The organism is Streptomyces sp. WMMC940 (genome assembly GCF_027460265.1).
Taxonomy (GTDB): Bacteria; Actinomycetota; Actinomycetes; order Streptomycetales; family Streptomycetaceae; genus Streptomyces.
The window spans coordinates 7,320,038-7,342,031 of sequence record NZ_JAPZBC010000001.1 but is presented as its reverse complement, the minus strand read 5'-3'; the positions used below and the strand labels follow the sequence as shown (position 1 = coordinate 7,342,031).

The following is a 21,994-nucleotide window of genomic DNA, read 5'->3' as shown; positions in this document are numbered from 1 at the left end:
ATGATGACTCCTACCTTTGCGGCCGACGTACGGGTGGGGCGCCGATGAAGGCGCTCGTACTCGCCGGCGGCTCCGGTTCCCGGCTGCGGCCGATCACCCACACGTCGGCGAAACAGCTCGTGCCCGTCGCCAACAAGCCGGTCCTCTTCTACGGCCTCGAATCGATCGCCCTGGCGGGCGTCCACGAGGTCGGCATCGTCGTCGGCGACACGGCCGCCGAGATCGAATCCGCGGTCGGCGACGGCTCACGCTTCGGTCTGGACGTCACCTACCTCCCGCAGGAGGCACCGCTGGGGCTCGCCCACGCCGTACGGATCGCCCGGGACTACCTCGGCGACGACGACTTCGTGATGTACCTGGGCGACAACTTCATCGTCGGCGGCATCGGCACACTCGTGGACCGCTTCCGGGTGAACCGTCCGGACGCCCAGATCCTGCTGACCCGGGTGTCGGACCCGCGTGCGTTCGGCGTGGTGGAGCTCGACGACACCGGCCGGGTGATCGGTCTGGAGGAGAAGCCGGAGCACCCGAAGAGCGACCTCGCGCTGGTCGGCGTCTACATGTTCACCGCCCGTGTGCACGACGCCGTGGGCCGGCTCAAACCGTCCTGGCGGGGGGAGTTGGAGATCACGGACGCGATCCAGGAGCTGATCGACTCGGGCTGCCGTGTGGAGTCGACGCTCGTCTCCGGCTACTGGAAGGACACCGGCAACGTCGCCGACATGCTGGAGGTCAACCGGCTGGTCCTGGACGGCGTCGAGACCGACTGCTCGGGCGAGGTCGAGTCCAGCGAGCTGATCGGCCGGGTGGTGATCGAGGAGGGCGCGACCGTCACGGGATCGCGGATCGTGGGTCCCGCGGTCGTCGCGACGGGTTCACGCATCCACAACTCCTACATCGGTCCGTTCACCTCCATCGACAGCGGCTGCTCGGTCGTCGACAGCGAGGTCGAGTACTCCATCGTGCTGCGCGGGGCGTCCATCGCCGGAGTGCGGCGCGTGGAGCGCTCGCTCATCGGACGTGAGGTCGAGGTGACGTCGACGCCCCGCGTCCTGCGGGCCCACCGCCTCGTCCTCGGCGACCACAGCAAGGTGCAGGTGGCGTCATGAGAATCCTCGTGACCGGGGGCGCCGGCTTCATCGGCTCCCACTTCGTACGGACCTTCGCCGTCGGGGACGAGCTGACCGTCCTCGACAAGCTGACCTACGCCGGGAACCTGGCCGCCCTGGCACCCGTCGAGGACCGTTTCACGTTCGTGCACGGCGACATCTGCGACGCGGCGCTCATGGCCGAGGTGGTGCCCGGCCACGACGCCGTCGTCAATTTCGCCGCCGAGTCGCACGTGGACCGGTCGATAGCCGGCGCCGAGGAGTTCGTCCGCAGCAACGTCCTCGGCGTGCAGACCCTCATGCAGGCCTGCCTCGACGCGGGCGTACCGAGAATCGTCCACGTCTCCACCGACGAGGTGTACGGCAGCATCGACAGCGGCTCCTGGGACGAGACCGCCCCCCTCAGCCCCAACTCGCCCTACGCCGCCTCCAAGGCCGGCGGTGATCTGATCGCGCTCGCCTACGCCCGCACCCACGGGCTGCCGGTCAGTATCACCCGCTGCGGCAACAACTACGGGCCGTACCAGTACCCGGAGAAGGTCGTCCCGCTCTTCGTCACCAACCTCCTCGACGGCCTGACCGTCCCGCTCTACGGCGACGGCACCAACGTACGCGACTGGATCCACGTGGCCGACCACTGCCGAGCCGTTCGGCTGGTCGCCGACCGCGGGGAACCGGGTGAGGTCTACCACGTCGCCGGCACCGCCGAGTTGACCAATCTGGAGCTCACGGTCCGGCTGCTCGACGCGCTCGGCGCCGACCGGCAACGCGTCGAGCGGGTCCCGGACCGCAAGGCCCACGACCGCCGCTACTCCTTGACCGACGCCAAGTTGCGGGCACTCGGGTACGCCCCGTCGGTCCCCTTCGACCTGGGCCTGGCCGAGACCGTCGAGTGGTACACGACCCATCGCGAGTGGTGGGAGCCGCTGAAGAAGCGCGGAGTGCGCTGAGGTGCGAAGGTCCGACGGCGGAACGGAGTCGTGCCGACCGGCAGTTCCGCAGCGGAGGGGCCTTCGGCTCGAGCGCGGTCGAGAACGGAGGAGCGAGCGCACACGACGGAACCGATGCCGCCCCGCCGCACGGGGAAGCCGCCGCCCGGCGACACGGCACCTGCCTACCGGACGGCTGTGGCGGCCCTCGTGGCGAAGCGCTACGCCTTGAGACGGATCAGTGCCGTACGGGACCGAATCCCGAGCTTGCGGTAGATCTGCCGCAGATGGAACCCCACCGTGTGCGGGGAGATGAACAGATGGCGGGCGGCCTGCTGGTTGGTGAGGCCGCCGGCCACCAGTTCCGCGACCTTGCGCTCGGTCTTGGTGAGGCTCTCCCAGCCGGAGACCGGCCGCTTGGCGTGCGTCCAGTGCCGGCGCCGTACACCGAGGCCGCGCAGGCGGGCACGTACCCTGGCGGCGTCCCGCTCGCCGCCGAGCGCACCGTAGGCGCTCATGGCCCGGTCCAGCTCGCTGATCGCGTTCTCGTGGTCCCCGCGGTCGAGCAGGAGAGCGGCGTGGTCCTCGGCCGCGGCGGCCTGTGCCCACGGGTTGCGGTGCAGCCGGCCGGCGCGGGCCAGGGCGTCGGCGTCGCCCTCGGCGAGCGCGCGGGCGTGCATGGCGGTGGCGAGCACCGAGGGGAGGCGACGGTTGCGGACAAGGAGGTGCTCCGTCGTGTCGATCACCATCTCGACGAGATCCTGCCGGTCGGCCGCGAGCATGGAGCGCACGCACCAGGCCGCGGCGGCCGGGTCCTCCAGGACGGCTTCGCGGAGCGCCCCGGCCTGTGCACCGATCTCCGCGAGCACTTCCGCCGCCGCCAGGGGGTCGGCCTGGGCCTCGGCCAGTTGGGCGTTCAGCAGGAGGCGCGCCGCCCACCAGGGACTGGAGGCGTGTTGGGGGAAGTCCTTCTCCAGGGTCCTGACGTGTTCCTCGGCCTGGGTGAGCGCCCCCCGGCGCAGAGCGACGGAGGCCAGGACCAGCCATGCCTGCGGTGCGAGCATCGGGATGTGGGAGCCATCGGTGCCCACACCGGTCCTGGCCTCCGCCTCGGCCTCGTCCAGTCGGCCCTGGGCCAGATGCAGTTGGGCGCGGAGTACGGCCGGGACGGCGGCGCTCAGCGCTCCGGTCTCCGGGGCGGTCGTCGCGGCGGAACTCTGGATGACGGCCGCTGCCTGCTCGTACTCGTCGGTCCTGGTGAGGGCGAAGGCGAGGAACCAGCGAGGATCGAGGATCTGCGCCTCCTCGCCCGTGCGGTCGAGCGCGACCGCCTCGCGCAGGGTGCTCACCGCCTCCCCCACCGCGCCGTCGCGCCACTGGCCGAAGGCGTGGAAGGTCATCGCACCGACCAGCACGGTCCGTGTGTGGCGGTCGGGCGCGTCGAGGATCTTCTGCGCACGGTCCACCGCGGTACCGTCGCCGGTCAGGTAGGAAGCGGCGAGGTGGGCGATCATCGCTTCGCGGTGCTGGCCCCCGCCGCGTCGCGCCGCCAGCGCGTCGCCCGCGGCACGACGCGCCGACTGCACGTTTCCGAGCAGCAGCAGCGCGGTCGACATCGACGCCTGCAGCGCGGCCACGTCCTCTGCGAGTTCCGCCGGTAACGGGGGGGCCAGGGGCGCCGCGTCGTCGATCGCGGCCTTGGCCAGGGTGATCGCCCGCTCCAGGTGGCCCGCCCTGGTGCACGCCTCGACCGCCGTGCGCGCCAGACGTACGCGTTCGGCCTGACCGGGGGCCAGCAGTTCCATGCAGCGGGTCGCCAGCGAAGCCGCCGTGGACGGATCGGCCACGAGCAGCTTCCGTGCGCCTTCGGAGATGACGCGGATCTCCTCCGCGTTCCCGGGTTGGGCGACGTGGACCAGTTGGAGGGCGGCGCGTTCCACGCCGTCGGAACGCGGCAGCAGCATCTTCGCCGCCTGTCGGCGCAACAGGGCGCACACCGGTGGCGGTACGGAGTCGAGCAGGACACGCCAGATCGGCTCGGTCCGGAAGGCGAGGTCGTGTTCGCCGCAGACCAGCAGCCCTCGTTCGACCGCCTCGTCGACCGCCGCGAGCAGGCCGACGGGTGCTTCGCCGAGCAGGGCCGACAGATCCTCCGGTGCGAACGGCGATCCGAGCACCGCGGCCAGTCTGAGCGCCTTCAGGGTGGGCTCGGAGAGTGACCTGAGATTTCGCTGGATGAGCACGGAGAAGCGTTTCGGCACCGGCGCGGGCACACCGCCCCCGACTTGGGCGGCGCCGGACGGGCCGAGCCGCAGCCGGGAGGTCCCGTCGACCACGCACAGGTCGTCGTCCGCGAGCCCGCGCATGAGCTCGATCACGGCACGGGGCGTGTCGTTGACGCTCTCCGCCAGGGCGAGGAGAGCCGGGTCGGGGGCGGCCCCGGTGCAGTCGGCGACCAGATGCGCCAGCGCCTCACCCTCGATGGGCCCCAACTCCCGTACGTTTTCCACCGGCAGTCTGGCACGGAGCCTGCCGAGACTGCCCTTCAGCGGCTCGTGCGGCGCGTCGCCCCGGTCCGTGGTGAAGGCGAGCAGCCAGAGGATCGGAAGCCCCCTGAGGGCCACCACGAGGTCGCACAACGTTGTCAGGGCGGGCAGGCTCGCCAGGTGCAGATCGTCGAGCACGACGGCGGTGCGGGCGCCGCCGGCATGGCGAAGCCGTGTCCGTGCCGCCTCGATCGCGGCGTCGGAGCCGACCGGGGCACCGCCCACGACCACGAAGCCGTCGGCGTCGGCGAGCGTGGCGGCTTCCGCCAGGAGACGGGTCTTCCCCGCGCCGGGTGCCGCCTCCACCAGGAGGACCGCACTGCGCCCGCCGCGCGCCACTCGGCGCAGCTGCGCGCCGGTCTGGGCCAGCTGTTTTTCCCGACCGCGCACCTCTGCTCGGGAAATGGGATCCCCCGCGTGAACCGGGCCAGAAATCGCTTTCTCGCTTCTCTCCATTACCGACCGCGAAGAGGCGTGCATTTTCTCCCTCATCGACCAACTTCGATCACGCAATTTCACATCCGATCATAAGGCCGCTCGGCGGGCAAGACCACCCATAGCGACTCTTTACCGCACCGACGCCGTCAGGAAATCGCCCGGAAACCGCCCGGAAAACCACTCGGCGAAATCGAGCAACAAGGCGTCGGGCGTCGGCCCACGAGCCATCCTGCAGGGTCACCGCCCCATGCGCGCAAGGGATTCGCCCCCCGGGCGCGCCGCATGGAACCCGATCATTGCGGCGACCGCCTTGTTCGCAAAGGCGCTCAGTCTCGCCCGGAGCCCTACCGAAGATGCCTCGGAATGACGACCGTTTTCCCGCCACCTTTGGCCAGTTTCTGCACGCGTCCCGACTGTGCACCTTCGTCGGGCGGCACGAGGAATTGGCTCAATTCCGCTCAGCCCTCTACGGCCCCGCCGACCCCTTCGTGGTACTCCTCCTCACCGGCCCCAGCGGCATCGGCAAATCGACGCTGCTGCGGCGCTTCGCAGACGAGGCGCGGCGGCGGGCCGCTGCGTGAGCGAGCTCGACGGCGCCAGCGGCGTTCCCGCCGTGCGCGAGTTGCCCGGCACCCTGCACCGGCCGGCCCACCGGCCCGGCGGAGACCCAACGCGTCCTGCGGACGCGTCTCGACCGGATCTCCGCACGGACCGTGGCGCTGCTGCGAGCGGGCTCGGACGTGGCGGCCGTCGTCATGACCGGGCGGGAACCGCCACCGCCGTACGCGGGACGGGCCGGCGTCGGGTGACCCGGGCGCCGGACAGCGCCCTGGTCGGAGGTTCGCGGGGCAGGAGATCAGCGGCGCAGCGGCAGCCGCTCCGGGCCGGCCCCACCCTGTGGGCGTGGGCGGCAGGCCGGTCCGTGAGGGGCCCCGCAGGTGGGCAGTGAGGACGCTCCCGAGGCGGTGACGCCGGAACGCGTCGATCGCGTAGCCCGCCGCGGGCCCGCCCGGGCGGGCACCGGTCCTCCGTACGCCTCGCCGACGACCTCGCGGCGCACCCGTAGCACTTGAGTATGACCCGGCCCCCCTATCCAGGCTGATATCGCGGTCTCCGCGGAACCTCCGCCCCCAGTCGGCATCTTGATCACCGAGTCGACCGGAGAAGAGAGACAGTTGATGGCCAGTCAGGTGAGTGGGACGCAGCGGGCGAAGGCTTCGGCGCCGGAGTACCAAGGGGCTCTCGGGTCGCTGTCGGTGAACGCCTCCCTTCCGGAGGTGCTCGCCCGGGGCGCCGAGGAACTGCGGGCGGCGGAGCGGGCCGGTGACCGGCAGGAGGCGGCGCGCTGCGGTCTGGCGGTCGCGGAGGCGAACCGGAGGCTGGGGCGGATCGAGGAGGCCGACCGGGCGTGGAAGGCGAGTTACCGGGCGGCTCGTTCGGCCGGTCACGTGGGCGCGATGGCGTGGGCCCTGTGGAGTGGGGGCACGCTGGCCCGCCAGCGGGGGTCGTTCGCATTGGCGTACCGGCTGTTGGGGCTGGCCGCCGAGATGGGCGAGCGGGGCGACGATGTGGTCGTACGGGGCTATTCGCTGGCGGGACTTGCCGAGACGGGGCGCATTCAGGGCGACTACGAGGCCGTGGGCAGACTGCACGAGCAGTTGCTGGCCGAGGCCCGCCGGCGCGGTGAGGCGAGGCACACGGTGTGGGCGCTGGAGGGCATCGCGCAGATGCACCGCAACACCGGCGCCCACGACGAGGCGCTGGCGCTGTTCGAGGAGGCCGCGGACACGGCACTGCTCGCGGAGGACCGGCGCGGGTGGGCGTGGGCCCTGCGGGGCATCGCGGATGTGGTGTCCGTGCGCGACGGTGATGTGGAACGTGCCCTGTCGCTGCTCTCGCAGGCTGAGGAGGTGTGCCGGGACATGCGGTTGTCGAGCGCGCTCGCCTACAACCACAAGATGCGGGGCAACGTGCTGTACCGGGCGGGCCGGTATGCCGAGGCGCGTGAGTTGTACGAGCGGGCGCTGGCCGAGTTCCGCGACATCGAGGAGCCACGGGGGACGGCACTGTCGCGGCTGGGGCTGGTCAAGGCGCGCGCCCGGCTCGGCCGGGACGCGGTTCGGAGCGCCGCCGAACTGGCCGAGCTCCGCTCGACCCTGGACCGCATCGGGCTGCGGCACGCCCGGGAGATGGTCGAGAAGGCCGCGGCCGAGCTGGGATTGGGGCCATTGCCGGACAGCCACGGGGCCGCGGGCGGCGGGGGGCGGGTGCTGCCCGCCGGCGGTGCGGAGGCGCTGCGGGCCGCGGACGCGGAAGGACTGCGCACGGCGAACGCCGAGGAACTGCGGGCCGCGGACGCGGAGGGGCTGCGGTGAGTTCCTCACTCTCGCCGGTGCACTCCCCTTCCCGACCGTCGGACGCCGCTGCGACTGACGCGCCGCACCGCCGCGAAACCGATGTGGGCCATGTGCTGCGACGATGCCGGGAACTGGTGCGGCCGGCGCTGGTGGAGTCGGTGGGGCGGCTGCACCCGTGGACCGCTGATATGGCGGCGTACGCGCTGGGCTGGAGCGATGCCGAGGGGACGCCGGATCCGGACGGCACCGAGGGCAAGGGGGTGCGGCAGGCTCTCGCCGTACTGGGGGCCGAGGCTGTCGGTGCGGACGGTGGGGTGGCCGTCGCCGGGGCGGTCGCCGTGGAGCTGGTGCACACGTTCTCCCTGCTGCACGACGACATCATGGACGGCGACGAGCTGCGGCGGCGACGCCCGGCGGTGTGGAAGGCCTACGGGACGGGCCCGGCCGTCCTCGCCGGGGACGCGCTCCACGCCCTCGCCGTGCAAGGCCTGGCCGGGGCACCGGGGCCGCGGACGGGCGAGGCGGTCCGGCGGTTGTGCGGGACGCTCGACGCGCTCGTGCGCGGGCAGGCGGAGGACCTGCGCTTCGAGCGGCAGCCGTGGAGCGGGCCCGGTGCGGTGGGGATGGACCAGTACCGGTCGATGGCGGAGCACAAGACGGGGGCCCTGCTGGGCTGCGCGGTCGCGCTCGGCGCCGTGCTGGGCGGTGGGCCTGCCGCAACGGTGGCGGAGCTCGAACGCGCCGGGCGGCATCTGGGGGTGGCCTTCCAGGCGGTGGACGACCTGCTGGGCATCTGGGGTGAGCCCACGGTGACCGGGAAGCCCGTCCACGGTGACCTGCGGCAACGCAAGAAGACCTTCCCGGTGCTCGCCGCGCTCGCCGGGGAAGGGCCGGCGGCGCGGGAGTTGGCGGCGCTGCTGGAGTCGCCCGAGCCACCGGACCGTGCGACTGCGGCGCGTGCCGCCGAGCTGGTGGAGGAGGCGGGCGGACGGGCCGCGACCCGCGACGAGGCGCTCCGGCATCTGGAGGCCGCGCGCCAGGGGCTGCGGGGACGGGCACTGGCGCCGGATGCGGCGGGGGATCTGGACGCGCTGTTCACCTCCTTGCTGGACCGCAGCCGGTGAAGCGCCGGCGGTCGCGGGGTGCCGACTGGCAGTGGGCGTCACCAAAGAAGGTCGTCGAGCGTGCGGTTCGCGGCCCGCCCGGCCAAGGGGGCCTGCGACGCACCGCCTTGTCCGCCGGAACCGACCCAGCAGGCGTCAGACGTACGCCAGCAGTTCGTCGAGGGGAGCGGGTACGCGTTCGGGATCGAGGGCCTCGACGAGAACGCGGCCATAGTGGATCTTGCGTCCCTTCTTGGTGCCGAGGAAGCGCCGCAGCCGCTGCTGTGCGGTGCGGCCCTGCTGTGCGGGCTGGCGCAGGAAGGTCTGCAGGGCACGGAGCTCGCCCTCGGCCCGGACGAGTTCCTCCACCCGCGTCTCGCCCAGTGCGCGGACGAGTTCGTCCTCCAGGTCCGCCGCGCACACGAAGAACCCCTGCCGTGCTTCGCCTGCCCGCTCCCAGCCTCGGGCGTAGTACCGACGCTCCCTCTCGTCGCACAGCCCGGCGAGGCGCAGTCCGAGACCGGGCGGTCCGAGGAGGGAGGCGAACCGCCCGACGTTCATCGCGCCGCCCATCGACAGGACACAGACTCCCTCGGCCGCCAGGTTCCGGCCGCGACCGGCGGCGACCGCGCCGACGGCCGCGACGTCGCTCGGTCCTTCGAGCAGGACGACTGCCCGGACGCGCAGCCGCGCGGCCAGGTCCCGCGCGGGGTCGCCGGGGCCGCCTGCCGCCCATACGGTGACCGCTTCCCGGAACGCCCCCATGTCAGTCATGGGAAGAGTCTCCGCCGGTTCCGGCCGCCGCGGTAGCGAATTACCGCGGGTGCGTCGACCGGCGGTGACCGGTCGGGGCCGGGGTCTCATCGGTCCTCCGGCTTCCGGAACGGGGGCGTCGGGCCGGCTGCCCGGGGCGGTTCTCGCGGTTGGGTGACGGGTCGTCCCCGTCGGGCGCGTCCGGGCGAAGGCTGCGCGGCCGGCCGGCGGGGGCGTTTCCGACGCCGGCGGGCGCTTCGTCCGTGGTCGTTGCCCCGGAGGGGCGGGTCGGCACGGCGTCCTATCATGTCCTTCCGGAAGCCTGGTTGCCGCCGACGGGACGGAGCAGCACCGTGCGGTGTCACCGCCGCCGCGCGAGATCGGGAGTTGCGCCGGGCTCCGTCTGACGCCGCCCCTCGTGCCGGGTCGGTGCCCGCTCCAGCGGCCGGCGCGCGGCGGGCTCGCCGAGTCGGGCCGCCGCCGTCCGCCAGGCGGCCGTCACCAGTTCGTGCGCCTCCGCCGTACGGGCGGACCGGTTGCCGCTGAGGCGCACCGGTGTCCCGACGTGGACGTGGAGGGCCGGGCGGCGCAGTGGCGCGGTGGCCAGCCCCGCGATCTGTTTGGCGGCGTTCCCCGAGGTGATCCGGCGGGCACCCGCCTGGCCCACGGGTACGACGGGCGCTCCGGTGCGCCCGGCGAGCCTCGCCAGGCCGCTGCGGAAGGCGACGGGCGGGGCCTCCGCGGCGTCCGTGCGGGGCGGGAGACCGCCTTCGCCGTACATGAGGACCAGCCGACCCTCGGCCAGTGCGGCCACGGCGAGGTCCAGGCACCGGGCGGCGCGCCGGTCGTTGCGGTGTACGGGGATATGGCCTCCGCGAGCGAGGGCACGGCCCAACAGGGGGATGCGCCAGAGACCCGCGGTCGCCATGACGACGGGTTCCACGCCGAGGTGGTGCAGCGCGGCGAGGACGACGGCCGGGTCGGCGAGCGAGGTGTGGTTGGCGGCGACGATGCTGCCCGGTGCGAGGACGGTGCCGGTGTCCGTGGTCACGGTGAGCCGTCCGACGGCCGGCACCAGGACCTCGGCGAGGCTGCTGAGCATGTGGTCTCCCGGTCTCGGCGATGATGGTCCTCATCGTCGGGCGCGCGACGCCAGCGGGCATGAGCACGCGTACTCACCGTCACCGGTGCGGGGTACCCAGACCAGTGGTGCCGGCACGGGCGCCGGCCGAGGGCCCGGATCGGGGTCTCGATCGCAATGCCGGGCATGCGGGCGCGGTGCGCGGATCACGGCGCCGCCACCATGGGGCGGCGCTCCCCGGTCAGCCGACGCGGGCGGGACGGATGCCGAGACCGGGAGTCGTACCGCCACCGCGAGGATTCCGGCGATCGCGGCCGAGCACACATAACCGGTCAGCGGCGAAGGGCCGCGTCGAGTTGGTGGTAGAGCGTGTCCAGGCGGCTGCGGCCCGGGCTGCGCGCCGGCATCCGTCGCAGGAGCTCCCGAACTTCCTCCGGGGCGTGCTCGATCGCCCATCGGAGCTCCTCGTCGCCGACCCCGGTGTCGTCGCCCGACGCGAGCTCGCGGGCCCGTGCCCCATGGACCGCGGGTCCGAGGGCGTGCTTCGACTGGTGGGGGGTGGCCAGGGGGTGGATGTAGGGGGTCGCCGCCGCGTAGCACGCGGCGCGGGCGGCGGCTGCGGCAGCGGGGTCGTCCACCGCGCGTGCGGCCGCGTGGGCTGCCCAGGCGAGGGAACGCAGCCGCCCGGTCCGCTTCCCCTCGCGCACGAAGGCCCGGATGCCCTCGACGGCCTCGCGAGGTCGGGTGTCGCCGGGAGCCCGGGCCTCGAACAGCGGGAGCGCCCGCTCGACGCAGTCGGCGGCCCAGCGGCCGAGAAGCCGGCGGTCTTCGTCACTGATGGCCACTTCATCCACCCGCACATCATGCCCGTTCGTGCGCTGTCCGTCGTTGCCGGGCGCATCGGTGAGGTGCGGGCCGCCTCGCGCGGAACCGAGCAGCCGTGAAGGTCGATTCGCCCCCCAGGTGGCCCGGTCGCCGCAGTGCGGCACCGGGACCCTCAGGTGACGATGCCTCAGATCGGGTGGGAAGGATCGCGCGGGGTGCGGGTGGGGTGCGCATGGGAAGGTGCGGGTCCCGGACCGGGGCAGCAGGTGCTGTCCTGCTGTTCGGTCAGGGTGTCGGCGTCGGCCTTGACGACGTAGAACTCCCAGGGTTCCCGGCCGGGGCCGTGGACCCAGACCTTGTCCTGGAGGGCGTGGCAACAGGTGGTGTCGTTCTCCTCTTCGATGGCCAGGCCTGCTTCGCCCAGGCGGGTGGCGGCGGCGTGCACGGCGTCGGTGCTGTCGACCTCGACGCCGAGGTGGTCCATGCGGGTCGACTCCTCCGGGCTCCCCTCGATGAGGACGAGTTTGAGCGGGGGCTCGGCGATGGCGAAGTTGGCGTAGCCGTCGCGGAGTTTGGCGGGCTCGGTGGCGAAGAGCCTGGTGTAGAACGCGACCGACGCGGCGAGGTCGGGGACACGGAGGGCAAGCTGTAGGCGGGACATGATGTGCCTCCTGCTCGAGTGGGTGGTCAGCAGCCGCCTGAGGCGGCCGGGGCGCCGACACCGATCCGGAGGGTGCCGGGCACGGCGCAGCAGCCTGCGCCGCCGCCGTCGGCCTGGTCGGCTTCGGGCTCGTCGAACAGGCCGGCTCCGCCGCAGACGCCGGTCTCGGGGAGGGTGAGTTCGACGCGGGCGGCGGCCTCGTGGTCACCGGCCAGGGCGGCGGCGATGGAGCGGACCTGCTCGTAGCCGGTCATGGCGAGGAACGTCGGGGCGCGACCATAGGACTTCATGCCGACGAGGAGGACGTCCTTCTCCGGGTGCGACAGTTCTCCCACGCCGTGGGGATAGACGGTTCCGCAGGAGTGGACGTTCGGGTCGATCAGCGGTGCCAACGCGACCGGGGCCTGGAGGCGCTCGTCGAGGCCGAGACGCAGCTCGGTCAGGAGGGTGAGGTCGGGGCGGAAGCCGGTGAGGACGATGACCTCGTCGACCGGGTCCAGACGGCGGCCGTCCTCGGCGGCGAGCACCAGCCGTCCGTCGGCGTCCCGCTCGATCGCGTCGGTCCGGAAGCCGGTGACGGCATCGGCGTGTCCGTCGTCCACCGCCGCCTTCGCCGCCAGGCCCAGCGCGCCGCGGGCGGGGAGCTGATCGGCCTCGCCACCGCCGAAGGTGGAGCCGGAGATGCCGCGCCGCAGGACCCACACCGCGTGTGTGCCCGGTGCGTCCGTGGCCAGGTCCGCGAGTTGGGCGAGCGCGGTGAAGGCCGAGGCGCCGGAGCCGATGACGGCGGTGCGCCTGCCCGCGTACCGGGCGCGTACGGCGTCGTCGCGCAGGTCCGGCACGCGGTAGGAGATGCGGTCGGCGGCTGCCCGCTCGCCGAGGGCCGGCAGGCCGTCTCCGCCGGCGGGCCCGGGGGTCGTCCAGGTACCGGAGGCGTCGATGACGGCGCGGGCGGTGATCCGCCCCTCGGTGCCGTCGGCGTGGACGAGGTGGACGGTGAAGGGCTGCCGCTCGCGGTCGGCGTCCACGACGCGGTCGCGGCCGACGCGGGAGACACCGGTGACGCGGGCGCCGAAGCGGACCCTGTCACCGAGGACGTCGGCCAGGGGCTCGAGGTAGCGCTGCGCCCAGTCGCCGCCGGTCGGGTAGCCGGCGCCGTCCGGCTTCACCCAGCCCGTGGGGGCCAGGAGCTTCTCGGCGGCGGGATCCACGACCTCGGCCCAGGTGGAGAACAGCCGCACATGGCTCCACTCCCGCACCGCGCTGCCCGCACTGGGGCCGGTCTCCAGGACGAGGGGCTCCAGACCGCGTTCGACGAGGTGGGCAGCGGCGGCCAGACCGATCGGGCCGGCCCCGATCACCACGACGGGCAGGGTGGCGGTGGGCACGTTCACGATGACTCCCCATTCTGTTTCGACATCCGTCGATGGCTTGCCCTGCCAGCATGGCATCTGATTCGACATGAGTCAATATAGACAGCCATCGATATCGGATGGGGTCCGCCCAGGCCGGTCGAGCCGCGACACCGCTCACGACCCACGTCGGCGCGGCGAGGGATCGGAGCGGCGCGACCGCCCCGCTCTGCCGTCACGCACCCCCGCGCAGACCGGTCCGCCAGACCGGTCCGCGCGACCGGCGAGCGGTGCGGCGCCGGCGAGCGATCGCCCTCCGGGGAACGGCGGCCGACGGGGCGGGCCGCACCTGCCACTGGGCGATTGATTCGACGCATGTCAACATAGACGCATGTCGAACGCCAAGACGTTGCCGCTGGTCGAGCCCACCGACGAGGGTGCCGCACCCTGCTGCCCCCCTCTGACCGAGCGGCCGATGACGGCCGAGGAGGCAGAGACGGCCGCGCGCATGTTCAAGGCGCTCGGCGATCCGGTCCGGCTGCGGCTGTTCTCCTCGGTCGCCTCGCACGAGGGCGGTGAGGCGTGCGTGTGCGACATCTCCGATGTCGGCGTGTCCCAGCCGACGGTGTCCCACCACCTGAAGAAGCTCAAGGAGGCCGGGCTGCTGACTTCGGAGCGGCGCGGCACATGGGTCTACTACCGCGTGGAGCCGTCGGTCCTTGCGGCCATGGGCAAACTCCTCACGACGGCCACGGCGGCGGCCCCCGCCGCGTGACCGCGGGGCGGGATCCCGTGCCGCCGGCCGGCCGAGGCGTCCCGCACCCGCCTGACCGAAGGGGACGGCGCCGTGGAGAGCCGCCGCCGCGCCACTGCCGGGCGGCGGCGGGGCCCCGGCCCGCCACGGGACCTCGATGGCCCGGCGCGCCGTTCCCGTCCCGGACCGGCGGTCGCGACACCGGCGGCCACCCCCACGGCGTCGCGCCCGCCTGCGCCAGATGCGCCGCCCGCCTCGCCGCCCCGGTCCGCGTGGCGGTCTGCGACGCGGCCCCGGCGAGGACGAGGGGAACGACCGACTCGACGGCGAGGCACCCGGCGGCGGCACCGGACGGGCACGACCGGGACCTCCGCGCCGGCACGGGTCATACGGCCGGCTGCGCCTGGGCGGTGCGGCGGTCGGGCATGAAGATGAGCGCGACCAGGGCGAGGCCCACGACGGCGCCGGCGAGCTGGGCAGCGATGAACCCGGGGACGGAAGACGGGGCGATTCCCGCGAAGGTGTCGGTGAAGGCACGTCCGATGGTCACCGCCGGGTTGGCGAAGGACGTGGAGGAGGTGAACCAGTAGGCGGCGCCGATGTAGGAGGCGACCGCGACGGGAGCGAACCGGAGCCGGTCGGTGCGCGCCAGGCCGAAGACGAGCAGGATCAGCCCGGCGGTGGCCACGACCTCGCCGAGCAGCAGGTTGCCGGCGGACCGCTCGTGCGTGGACCACTTCACCAAGGGCTCGCCGAACATGGCGTCGGCGAGAATGGCGCCCGCAACCGCTCCCACGATCTGGGCCGGTACGTAGACCACGGCCTCGCGGGCGGTGACGCCGCCGCCTCCGCGGCGGGCGGTCCACCGTTCGGCGAGCGTGACCGCGGGGTTGAAGTGGGCTCCGGAGACGGGGCCGAGCAGGGCGATCAGCACGCCGAGGCCGAAGACCGTAGCGAGCGAGTTGGCCAGGAGCTGGAGGCCGACGTCCCGGGTGAGTGCGGTGGCCTGGATTCCGGAGCCGACGACGACGGCCACCAGGGCGGCGGTGCCGACCAGTTCGGCGGCCGCCCGGGCGACGAGGGGGGTGCGGGGCGGCGTGGCGCCCGGCGCGGGCTGCGGGTCCGCGGCCGGAGCCATGACGGAATCGTCCGGGCGGGCGGAAGCGGCCTCGGTGGCGCTCAACAGAACTCCTCGATGCGTGCAGTCGCGCGGTGCGCGGTGGATCAGGGGCAGGAACGCCTGGTGTTCGCCGCGGCCGTGGCGTGCGCGGTCCTGGCCAGCTCGGCGAACCGACCGGCCAGCGAGTCGAGGACGTCGGGCTTCAGCCGGTAGTAGGTGAAGCGCCCGCACGGCTCCGTCTCGACCACGCCCGCCTCGCGCAGCACCTTCAGGTGGTTGGAGAGGTTCGTCTGCCTGGCGCCGGTCTCCTCGACCAGGTGCGTGGTGCAGAGCGTCTCCCGGGCGAGGAGGGTCACGATCCGCAGCCTGAGCGGGTCGGCCAGCACCCGAATCAGGTCAGCGTCGACTGACGTCATCATGGGGTGATACTTTCACATCAGTGGCCGCTGACGCCACCAGGTGCTGATGTCATACGCGCCTGATGCCCCCGCGTGACGCGGCAGGACCGTGCCGCGGCAAGACACCGTACGCGAGACAAGAGAGAGACCCGCGATGGCCGAGAAGCCCTCCGTCCTGTTCGTCTGCGTCCACAACGCCGGCCGCTCCCAGATGGCCGCCGGGTGGCTGTCCCACCTCGCCGGCGACCGTATCGAGGTCCGCTCCGCCGGCTCCGCTCCCGCCGACCGGGTCAACCCCGCCGCGGTCGAGGCCATGCGCGAGGTCGGCGTCGACATCTCCGCCGAGACGCCGAAGATCCTGACCGTGGACGCGGTCAGGGAGTCCGACGTCTGCATCACCATGGGCTGCGGCGACACCTGCCCCGTCTTCCCCGGCAAGCGCTACCTGGACTGGACGCTGGAGGACCCCGCCGGCCAGGGGGTCGAGGCCGTACGCCCGATCCGCGACGAGATCAGGAAGCTCGTCGAGGGACTGATCGAGGAACTCGCCCCGGAGAAGACCGCGTGAGCGGAACCGGACGTCGTCGCGGCGGGCTCCCCCTCCGATAGCCGCATCCGCCTCGGCTCGGGATGCCGAGCGGCGCCCGCCGTCCTGGCGCACCAGGGCCGCGGGTGGCGGACCACGGACGACCCCGCGGTTCGGCCCCCGCGTCGCCCGGAACGGCCGCGGTGAGCCCGTACGCGCGGCTCACCGAGGCCCTCCACTCGCGGCCGGAGACACACTCGGCGGCTCCCTCCTCGAAAAGCCCCCGCCCGGCCCGCCGGACGGCGGCAGAGCCGCCGGCACCCGCGCGGTCAGGCGGCGGAACCCCTTCCGGGCGCGCTCACCCCACGACGCGCGAAGAGCGCGCCGCAGATCTCCCCGGCACGGATCGCGGTGGTCGACAGCAGGGTCGACGCGAGACCGTGGGTGTGCTCCGTGCCGCCCTGGAGGTAGACGGCCGCCGTCACATTGGGCGCGGTCTCCACCCGGTGGTCGCGGCCGACCCGGAGGGCGTCCTCCTCGTCCCTGAGGCAGAGTTTGCCGACCTCCCCGAGGTCGTCCCCCAGGCCCCGCGGCCGGTATCCGGTGGCATGGACGAGCAGGTCCGCCTCCAGCACCTCGCGTTCGCCGGTGGGCAGGAACTCCACGGTCGTCCGGACGCCGCCCGGGTGCGTCCCGACCTCCCGGATGCGGGAGACGTTCATCATGCGCAGCCGTCGCCGGCCCCGCACCTTCTCCTGGTACATCGTCCGGGACAGTGACTGGATCAGATCCATGTCCACCACCGAGTAGTTGGTGCTGCGGTGGTAGTCGAACAAGGAGCGCTTCACGTCGGCGGGCGCGCCGTAGTAGACGTCGACCGCCTCGGGGTCGAAGATCCTGTTGGCGAACGGGCTGTCGTCGGCCGGCGTGTAGCCGTACTTGGCGAACACGGAGCAGATCTCGGCGTCGGGGAAGCTCCGGTGGAGGAAGTCGACCGCCTCGGCGGCGCTCTGGCCGGCACCGAGGACGACGGCGCGGCGCACCGGTGCGCCGGAGCGCCGGAGTTCACCGACGCGGGGCAGTAACTCGCTGTTGTGCCAGACGCGTTCGGACAGCACGGTTCCGGGCGGCAGATGGGGTTCGAGGCCGGTGGCGACACAGATGTCGCGGGTGCGGCGGACGGTCGTGCGCCTCGGGTGCGCGGGGTCGCGGCTGACGACGTCGAACCAGCGGACCTCCCCGTCCTCGGCCACGGGCCGGACCGACACGACCTCGGCGGAGTACTCGACGAGGTGGGCCAGGCGCGCCGCGGCCCACTCGAAGTAGTCGTGGAACTCGATGCGCAGGGGGAACAGCGACTTCTGGTTGAGGAAGTCGACGAGTCTGCCACGCTCGTGGAGATAGGCGAGGAAGCTGAAGTCGCTGGTCGGGTCGCGCAGGGTCACGAGGTCCTTGAGGAAGGACACCTGCATGGTGGCGTCGTCGATGAGCATGCCCCGGTGCCAGCCGAAACCCGTCTGCCGTTCGAGGAAGAGAGCGCGGAACGGATCTCCGGGGGTTCTCGCGGTGCGCTCCTGGACGGCGATGGCGAGTGCGAGGTTGGACGGTCCGAAGCCGATGCCCAGTACGTCGTGGATGTGTTCCGGGTTGCCGTGCCATGTCGTCACCGCGTCATCGCCTCCCCCAAGGGGGTTCACAGTGCCCCGAGTCGGGAACACGGGCTCCCCTGAGCAGACACATATTAGATAAGGTAAGCCTTACCTTTCAATGGCTGAGGAGGGCTCATATGCGGGTCATCATGTTCGGCTATCAGACCTGGGGACATCGCACGCTGCAGGCGCTGCTGGACTCCGGGCACGAGGTCCCCCTGGTCGTCACACATCCGAAGAGCGACCACGCCTACGAGAGGATCTGGAGCGACTCGGTGGCAGACCTCGCCGAGAAGCACGGCGTGCCCGTGCTGCTGCGCAACCGCCCCGACGACGCGGAACTCCTCCAGGCGGTCGCACGGGCGGAGCCGGACCTCATCGTGGCCAACAACTGGCGCACCTGGCTCCCCCCGGAGATCTTCGGCCTCCCCCCGCACGGCACCCTCAACGTCCACGACTCCCTGCTGCCGGCCTACGCCGGCTTCTCCCCGCTCATCTGGGCCCTCATCAACGGCGAGAAGGAGGTGGGCGTCACCGCCCACCGCATGAACGCCGAACTCGACATGGGCGACGTGCTGTTGCAGCGATCGGTGCCGGTCGGACCCACCGACACCGCCACCGACCTCTTCCACCGCACGGTCGACCTCATCGGCCCCCTGGTCACCGACTCGCTCGCCCTCGTCTCCTCGGGGAAGGCGGTGTGGACACCGCAGGACACCACTCGGTCCAGCTTCTTCCACAAGCGCTCCCCGGAGGACAGCCGGATGGACTGGACCTGGCCCGCCGAGGTGCTCGAACGCTTCGTCCGCGCACAGTCCGATCCGTATCCCAACGCGTTCACCCATCACCGCGGCAGGCGCCTGCGGATCGTCTCCGCCGCCGTCTCGCGGGGGCGCTACGGAGGGACACCCGGGCGGATCTTCATCCGCGAGGGGGACGGGGTCGTCATCGTCGCGGGCGCCGAGGCGCGCTCGGGACGGCTCCCCGGTCTGGTGGTCAGGCGCGTGCGGACCGAGGAGGGCTCGGAGCTGGCCGCGACGGAGTACTTCCGCACCATGGGCGGCTATCTGACGCACCGTCCCTGACGCGCCGTCCTCCCGGGCAGCGGCCGGGGGCCGGTCGGGCGGCCGGAGGTGTCGGGCCCGCCCGGCGCCGGGTCACCCGACGGCGTCCGGGACGGGAACTCCCTCGGCACCGGGCTCCGACGCGTGGTGGCGGCCGACCGGGACCACCATGGGGGTCCCGCTGACGGGATCGGTACCGATGACGCAGCGCAGCCCGAAGACCTCCTCCACCATGGGGGCGGTGACGACCTCGGCCGGTGTGCCCTCGCCCACGACGCGGCCGGCCTTCATGGCGATGACGTGGTCGGCGTAGCGGCACGCGTGGTTGAGATCGTGCAGCACCATGACGACGGTCCTGCCCTGGTGCCGGTTCAGATCGGTGACGAGGTCCAGGACGTCGATCTGGTGTGCGAGGTCCAGATAGGTGGTGGGCTCGTCCAGCAGCAGTACGGGAGTGCCCTGGGCGACCGCCATCGCGATCCAGGCCCGCTGCCGCTGCCCGCCGGAGAGCTCGTCGACGGCGTGATGGGCGAGGTCCGTCATCGAGGTGGCGCGCAGCGCGTCGTCGACCGCCTGCTCGTCGCCCGACGACCACTGGCGCCACCATGTCTGGTGCGGTGAGCGACCGCGCCCCACCAGGTCGACGACGGTCAGCCCCTCGGGGGCCACGGGCGACTGCGGCAGGATGCCGAGCCGCCGCGCCAGTTCACGGGTCGGGATGGAGTGCAGCGAGCGCCCGTCGAGATGCACGGCACCGGCCCGGGGTTTCAGCAGCCGGGCGAGGGCGCGCAGCAGCGTCGACTTGCCGCAGGCGTTCGCTCCGACGATCGCCGTCACGCGCCCAGGGGGGATCGTCACGTCGAGGTCCTCCACGACGATCCGTTCGTCGTACGCCAACCGCAGTCCCCGCGCGCCGAGTTCGGGAGGCGCCGCCCCGGACCCCGGTGCCGGCGGGAGCCCTTCGGGGCTCCGGTCCCGCAGCTCGCGGGACGGTGTGCGCGGCTCCGTACCGTACGGGCGGTCCTCGTACGTCGATGACACGTTCCTCAACCTCCTGAGCCGGCGCGGTTGGCGCGGACGAGCAGCCAGAGCAGTACGGGGGCGCCGAGCACACCGGTGACGATCCCGACGGGCAGCTCGGTGCCGGGGATCAGCCTCCGGGCTGCCAGGTCGGACGCCGGCACGATGAAGGCGCCGGCCAGTCCCGAGGCGACGGGTGGCGGGAAGGCCGTCCCCGCCAGCCGCTGGGCGATCTGCGGGGCGGCCAGCGCGACGAACGCCACCGGGCCGGCGGTCGCCGTGCCGAAGGCCACCAGCCCGACGGCGCAGACCAGTACGGCGACGCGGACGGCCTGGACGCGCGTGCCGAGGCCCCGGGCCACGTCGTCGCCCAGTTGGAGGGTCCGCATCTGCCGTCCGAGCAGCAGGGCCGCGGGCAGGAGCACCGCGAGGGTCAGGGCGAGCGGGACGATCTGCTGCCAGGTGCGGCCGTTCAGGTTGCCGACGAGCCAGCCGAGGGCCGCCTGCGCCTCGAACTGCCTGCCGTGGGCCATGAGGTAGTCGGTCGCGCTGGTGCAGATCCAGGCGACGCCGACGCCGACGAGGACGATCCGGTATCCCGTCGTCCCCCGCTTCCACGCCAGCACGTACACCAGGGAAGCCGCCGTCAGTGCGCCGAGCAGCCCCATGAACTGCGGACCGGCGCCGAAGTCCCAGCCGAGGACGATGCTCGCGACCACCGCGGTGCCCGCGCCCTGGGTGATGCCCATCATGTCCGGGCTCGCCAGCGGATTGAGCGTCATGGTCTGGAGCAGCGCGCCCGAGACGCCGAAGGCGACGCCGACGAGCAGGCCGGCCACCGCCCTGGGCAGACGGAGTTCGTGGACGATCAGCCGGGTGCCGGGGTCGCCCCCACCTGCCAGCGCCCGCAGGACGTCGGGGAGCGGGAGTGAGACGTCCCCGACGGAGATGCCCACCCAGAAGGCGGCGAACGCGGCGGCGGCGAGCACGGTGCACACCCCCAGCAGCCGGGGTCTGAGGACACCCGATACCGGCGGGACGGCGAGGCGGTAGGCGAACCGGCCGGGACCGTGTCCCGGGGGACGCGGCCCGGCGGGGAGTCCGCGGTTCCGGCCGGGGGCGAATTCGGTGGTCATGGGTCACAGCTCCGCGAGTCGTCGACGGCGTACCATCGCGATGAAGAACGGCCCGCCGACGAAGGCGACCAGGACTCCGGCCTGGATCTCGACCGGTCGGGCGACCAGCCGGCCCGCGATGTCGGCGGCGAGCAGCAGACAGGGGGCGAGCAGCGCCGACAGCGGCAGCAGCCAGCGGTGGTCGGGCCCGATGCCCGCGTACTGGGCGAGGACGCGGGCGATGTGCGGCACGACGAGGCCGACGAAGACCACCGGGCCGATGACGGCGACGGCCCCGCCGGTGAGGAGCGTGACGGCGACGACGCCCTGGGCGCGCAGCGGGCCGGTGCCGAGTCCCAGGGACCTGGCCACGTCGTCGCCGAGGGCCAGGCTGTTGAGTCCGCGGGCGCAGGCGAGGGCGAGGACGGCACCGACGGCCAGGAACGGCAGCACCCGCAGGAGGACTTCGCCGTCCTGGCCGGCGAGGGAGCCCGCCGACCAGAAGCGGTAGCGGTTGAGGGCGTCGGGGTCGGTCAGGGCCACGGCGCTGGTGAGGGAGAAGAGCACGGAGGTCACGGCGACGCCTGCCAGGGCGAGTTTGACGGGCGTGTACCCCGACCGGCCGAGTCCGCCGAGCAGATGGACGAGGACGGTCGCGGCCAGTGCGCCGGCGAACGCGAACCAGATGTGGCCGTGGAGGGAGCCGAGGCCGAGGACGCCGACCGAGAGCACGACGGCGAAGGCCGCCCCGGCGCTCACGCCGAGGATGCCCGGATCGGCGAGCGGGTTCCGGGTCAGCGCCTGCATCAGCGCACCGGAGAGCCCCAGGGCGGCGCCGGTGGCGATTCCGAGGACGGTGCGCGGCAGCCGGACGGACCAGATCACGTTGTCCACACGGGAGTCGGGGGCGTCTCCGAGCAGGGTGTCCCACACCTGGCCGAGCGGGACGCTCAGGGCGCCGAACGTCATCGAGACGCCGCACAGCGCCAGGAGCAACGCACCGGTCAGCGTCAGCAGCAGCACTGCGCGGGGGCCTTTCGCCGCCCGGACCGCCGAGGTCCCCACGTCGCCTTCCTCCACGGTCGGGTGTGTCGACTTCAGGACGAGTGTGGCCGTCGTACCCGCTTGGGGGGAAGCCCACAGGCACCCTGTCAATTAGGTAACCCTTACCTTAGTATGACGCCGATCCCCCGG

At 72.8% G+C, this 21,994-nt stretch carries 20 protein-coding genes; 8 read left to right on the top strand and 12 right to left on the bottom strand.

The window, feature by feature from the left end; all coding sequences use genetic code 11:
- Positions 1–44 precede the first annotated feature (44 nt).
- A complete protein-coding gene (locus O7595_RS32245) occupies positions 45–1,109 on the top strand; it encodes a glucose-1-phosphate thymidylyltransferase (RefSeq protein ID WP_269732114.1) in 1,065 nt (354 codons plus the stop codon).
- A complete protein-coding gene (gene rfbB / locus O7595_RS32240) occupies positions 1,106–2,059 on the top strand; it encodes a dTDP-glucose 4,6-dehydratase (protein WP_269732113.1) in 954 nt (317 codons plus the stop codon). The genes O7595_RS32245 and rfbB overlap by 4 nt, the downstream gene beginning before the upstream one ends.
- Before the next feature lie 200 nt (positions 2,060–2,259).
- Here the strand turns inward: rfbB and O7595_RS32235 are convergent, their stop codons facing one another.
- Positions 2,260–4,974: a LuxR C-terminal-related transcriptional regulator gene (locus O7595_RS32235; protein ID WP_269732112.1), complete on the bottom strand. Its 2,715-nt coding sequence runs from the start codon at positions 4,972–4,974 to the stop codon at positions 2,260–2,262.
- Between the two features lie 401 nt (positions 4,975–5,375).
- Here O7595_RS32235 and O7595_RS32230 point away from each other — a divergent pair, with 401 nt between their 5' ends.
- The 3 genes from O7595_RS32230 (at position 5,376) to O7595_RS32220 (ending at position 8,503) form a co-directional block, all read left to right on the top strand.
- Entirely contained in the window at positions 5,376–5,603 is a 228-nt protein-coding gene (locus O7595_RS32230; RefSeq protein WP_269732111.1) for an ATP-binding protein, read from the top strand.
- A gap of 597 nt (positions 5,604–6,200) precedes the next feature.
- Positions 6,201–7,397, top strand: coding sequence for a tetratricopeptide repeat protein (locus O7595_RS32225; protein WP_269732110.1), 1,197 nt, complete (start codon positions 6,201–6,203; stop codon positions 7,395–7,397).
- A gap of 83 nt (positions 7,398–7,480) precedes the next feature.
- Complete coding sequence (locus tag O7595_RS32220) at positions 7,481–8,503, top strand: polyprenyl synthetase family protein (protein WP_269732702.1); 1,023 nt, start codon at positions 7,481–7,483, stop codon at positions 8,501–8,503.
- Positions 8,504–8,638: 135 nt separating this feature from the next.
- Here O7595_RS32220 and O7595_RS32215 read toward each other — a convergent pair whose 3' ends face one another.
- The 5 genes from O7595_RS32215 to O7595_RS32195 form a co-directional block, all read right to left on the bottom strand.
- The gene (locus O7595_RS32215) at positions 8,639–9,256 is read right to left on the bottom strand and encodes a TOPRIM nucleotidyl transferase/hydrolase domain-containing protein (RefSeq protein ID WP_269732109.1); all 618 of its coding nucleotides are present in this window, start codon (positions 9,254–9,256) and stop codon (positions 8,639–8,641) included.
- A gap of 340 nt (positions 9,257–9,596) precedes the next feature.
- Positions 9,597–10,337: a lysophospholipid acyltransferase family protein gene (locus tag O7595_RS32210; protein ID WP_269732108.1), complete on the bottom strand. Its 741-nt coding sequence runs from the start codon at positions 10,335–10,337 to the stop codon at positions 9,597–9,599.
- A gap of 311 nt (positions 10,338–10,648) precedes the next feature.
- Positions 10,649–11,170 (bottom strand): putative immunity protein, encoded by a 522-nt coding sequence (locus O7595_RS32205; protein ID WP_269732107.1) that lies wholly within the window; start codon positions 11,168–11,170, stop codon positions 10,649–10,651.
- A gap of 158 nt (positions 11,171–11,328) precedes the next feature.
- Entirely contained in the window at positions 11,329–11,802 is a 474-nt protein-coding gene (locus O7595_RS32200) for an ArsI/CadI family heavy metal resistance metalloenzyme (RefSeq protein WP_269732106.1), read from the bottom strand.
- Positions 11,803–11,828: 26 nt separating this feature from the next.
- Complete coding sequence (locus tag O7595_RS32195) at positions 11,829–13,196, bottom strand: NAD(P)-binding domain-containing protein (protein WP_269732105.1); 1,368 nt, start codon at positions 13,194–13,196, stop codon at positions 11,829–11,831.
- Between the two features lie 349 nt (positions 13,197–13,545).
- On the opposite strand from O7595_RS32195, the gene O7595_RS32190 reads away from it, so the two are divergent.
- Positions 13,546–13,929, top strand: coding sequence for an ArsR/SmtB family transcription factor (locus O7595_RS32190; protein ID WP_269732104.1), 384 nt, complete (start codon positions 13,546–13,548; stop codon positions 13,927–13,929).
- 364 nt (positions 13,930–14,293) lie between these two features.
- On the opposite strand, the gene O7595_RS32185 is transcribed toward O7595_RS32190, so the two are convergent.
- Together O7595_RS32185 and O7595_RS32180 are read right to left on the bottom strand one after the other, a co-directional pair.
- Positions 14,294–15,091, bottom strand: coding sequence for an aquaporin (locus O7595_RS32185; protein WP_269732103.1), 798 nt, complete (start codon positions 15,089–15,091; stop codon positions 14,294–14,296).
- Positions 15,092–15,132: 41 nt separating this feature from the next.
- Positions 15,133–15,447 (bottom strand): ArsR/SmtB family transcription factor, encoded by a 315-nt coding sequence (locus tag O7595_RS32180; protein ID WP_269732102.1) that lies wholly within the window; start codon positions 15,445–15,447, stop codon positions 15,133–15,135.
- Positions 15,448–15,580: 133 nt separating this feature from the next.
- Between O7595_RS32180 and O7595_RS32175 the strand changes: the two genes are divergently transcribed.
- Positions 15,581–15,994, top strand: coding sequence for an arsenate reductase ArsC (locus tag O7595_RS32175; protein ID WP_269732101.1), 414 nt, complete (start codon positions 15,581–15,583; stop codon positions 15,992–15,994).
- Positions 15,995–16,281: 287 nt separating this feature from the next.
- Here O7595_RS32175 and O7595_RS32170 read toward each other — a convergent pair whose 3' ends face one another.
- Positions 16,282–17,619 carry a lysine N(6)-hydroxylase/L-ornithine N(5)-oxygenase family protein gene (locus O7595_RS32170; protein ID WP_269732100.1) on the bottom strand — a complete coding sequence of 446 codons (1,338 nt, stop codon included), beginning with the start codon at positions 17,617–17,619 and terminating at the stop codon, positions 16,282–16,284.
- 119 nt (positions 17,620–17,738) lie between these two features.
- Between O7595_RS32170 and O7595_RS32165 the strand changes: the two genes are divergently transcribed.
- Positions 17,739–18,686 carry a methionyl-tRNA formyltransferase gene (locus O7595_RS32165; RefSeq protein ID WP_269732099.1) on the top strand — a complete coding sequence of 316 codons (948 nt, stop codon included), beginning with the start codon at positions 17,739–17,741 and terminating at the stop codon, positions 18,684–18,686.
- Between the two features lie 72 nt (positions 18,687–18,758).
- Here O7595_RS32165 and O7595_RS32160 read toward each other — a convergent pair whose 3' ends face one another.
- From O7595_RS32160 to O7595_RS32150, 3 genes are read right to left on the bottom strand one after another with little or no spacing between them, the layout of a single operon-like run.
- Complete coding sequence (locus O7595_RS32160) at positions 18,759–19,706, bottom strand: ABC transporter ATP-binding protein (protein ID WP_443071786.1); 948 nt, start codon at positions 19,704–19,706, stop codon at positions 18,759–18,761.
- Positions 19,707–19,711: 5 nt separating this feature from the next.
- The gene (locus O7595_RS32155) at positions 19,712–20,821 is read right to left on the bottom strand and encodes a FecCD family ABC transporter permease (RefSeq protein ID WP_269732098.1); all 1,110 of its coding nucleotides are present in this window, start codon (positions 20,819–20,821) and stop codon (positions 19,712–19,714) included.
- Positions 20,822–20,824: 3 nt separating this feature from the next.
- The gene (locus O7595_RS32150; protein WP_269732097.1) at positions 20,825–21,865 is read right to left on the bottom strand and encodes a FecCD family ABC transporter permease; all 1,041 of its coding nucleotides are present in this window, start codon (positions 21,863–21,865) and stop codon (positions 20,825–20,827) included.
- Between the last annotated feature and the right edge of the window lie 129 nt (positions 21,866–21,994).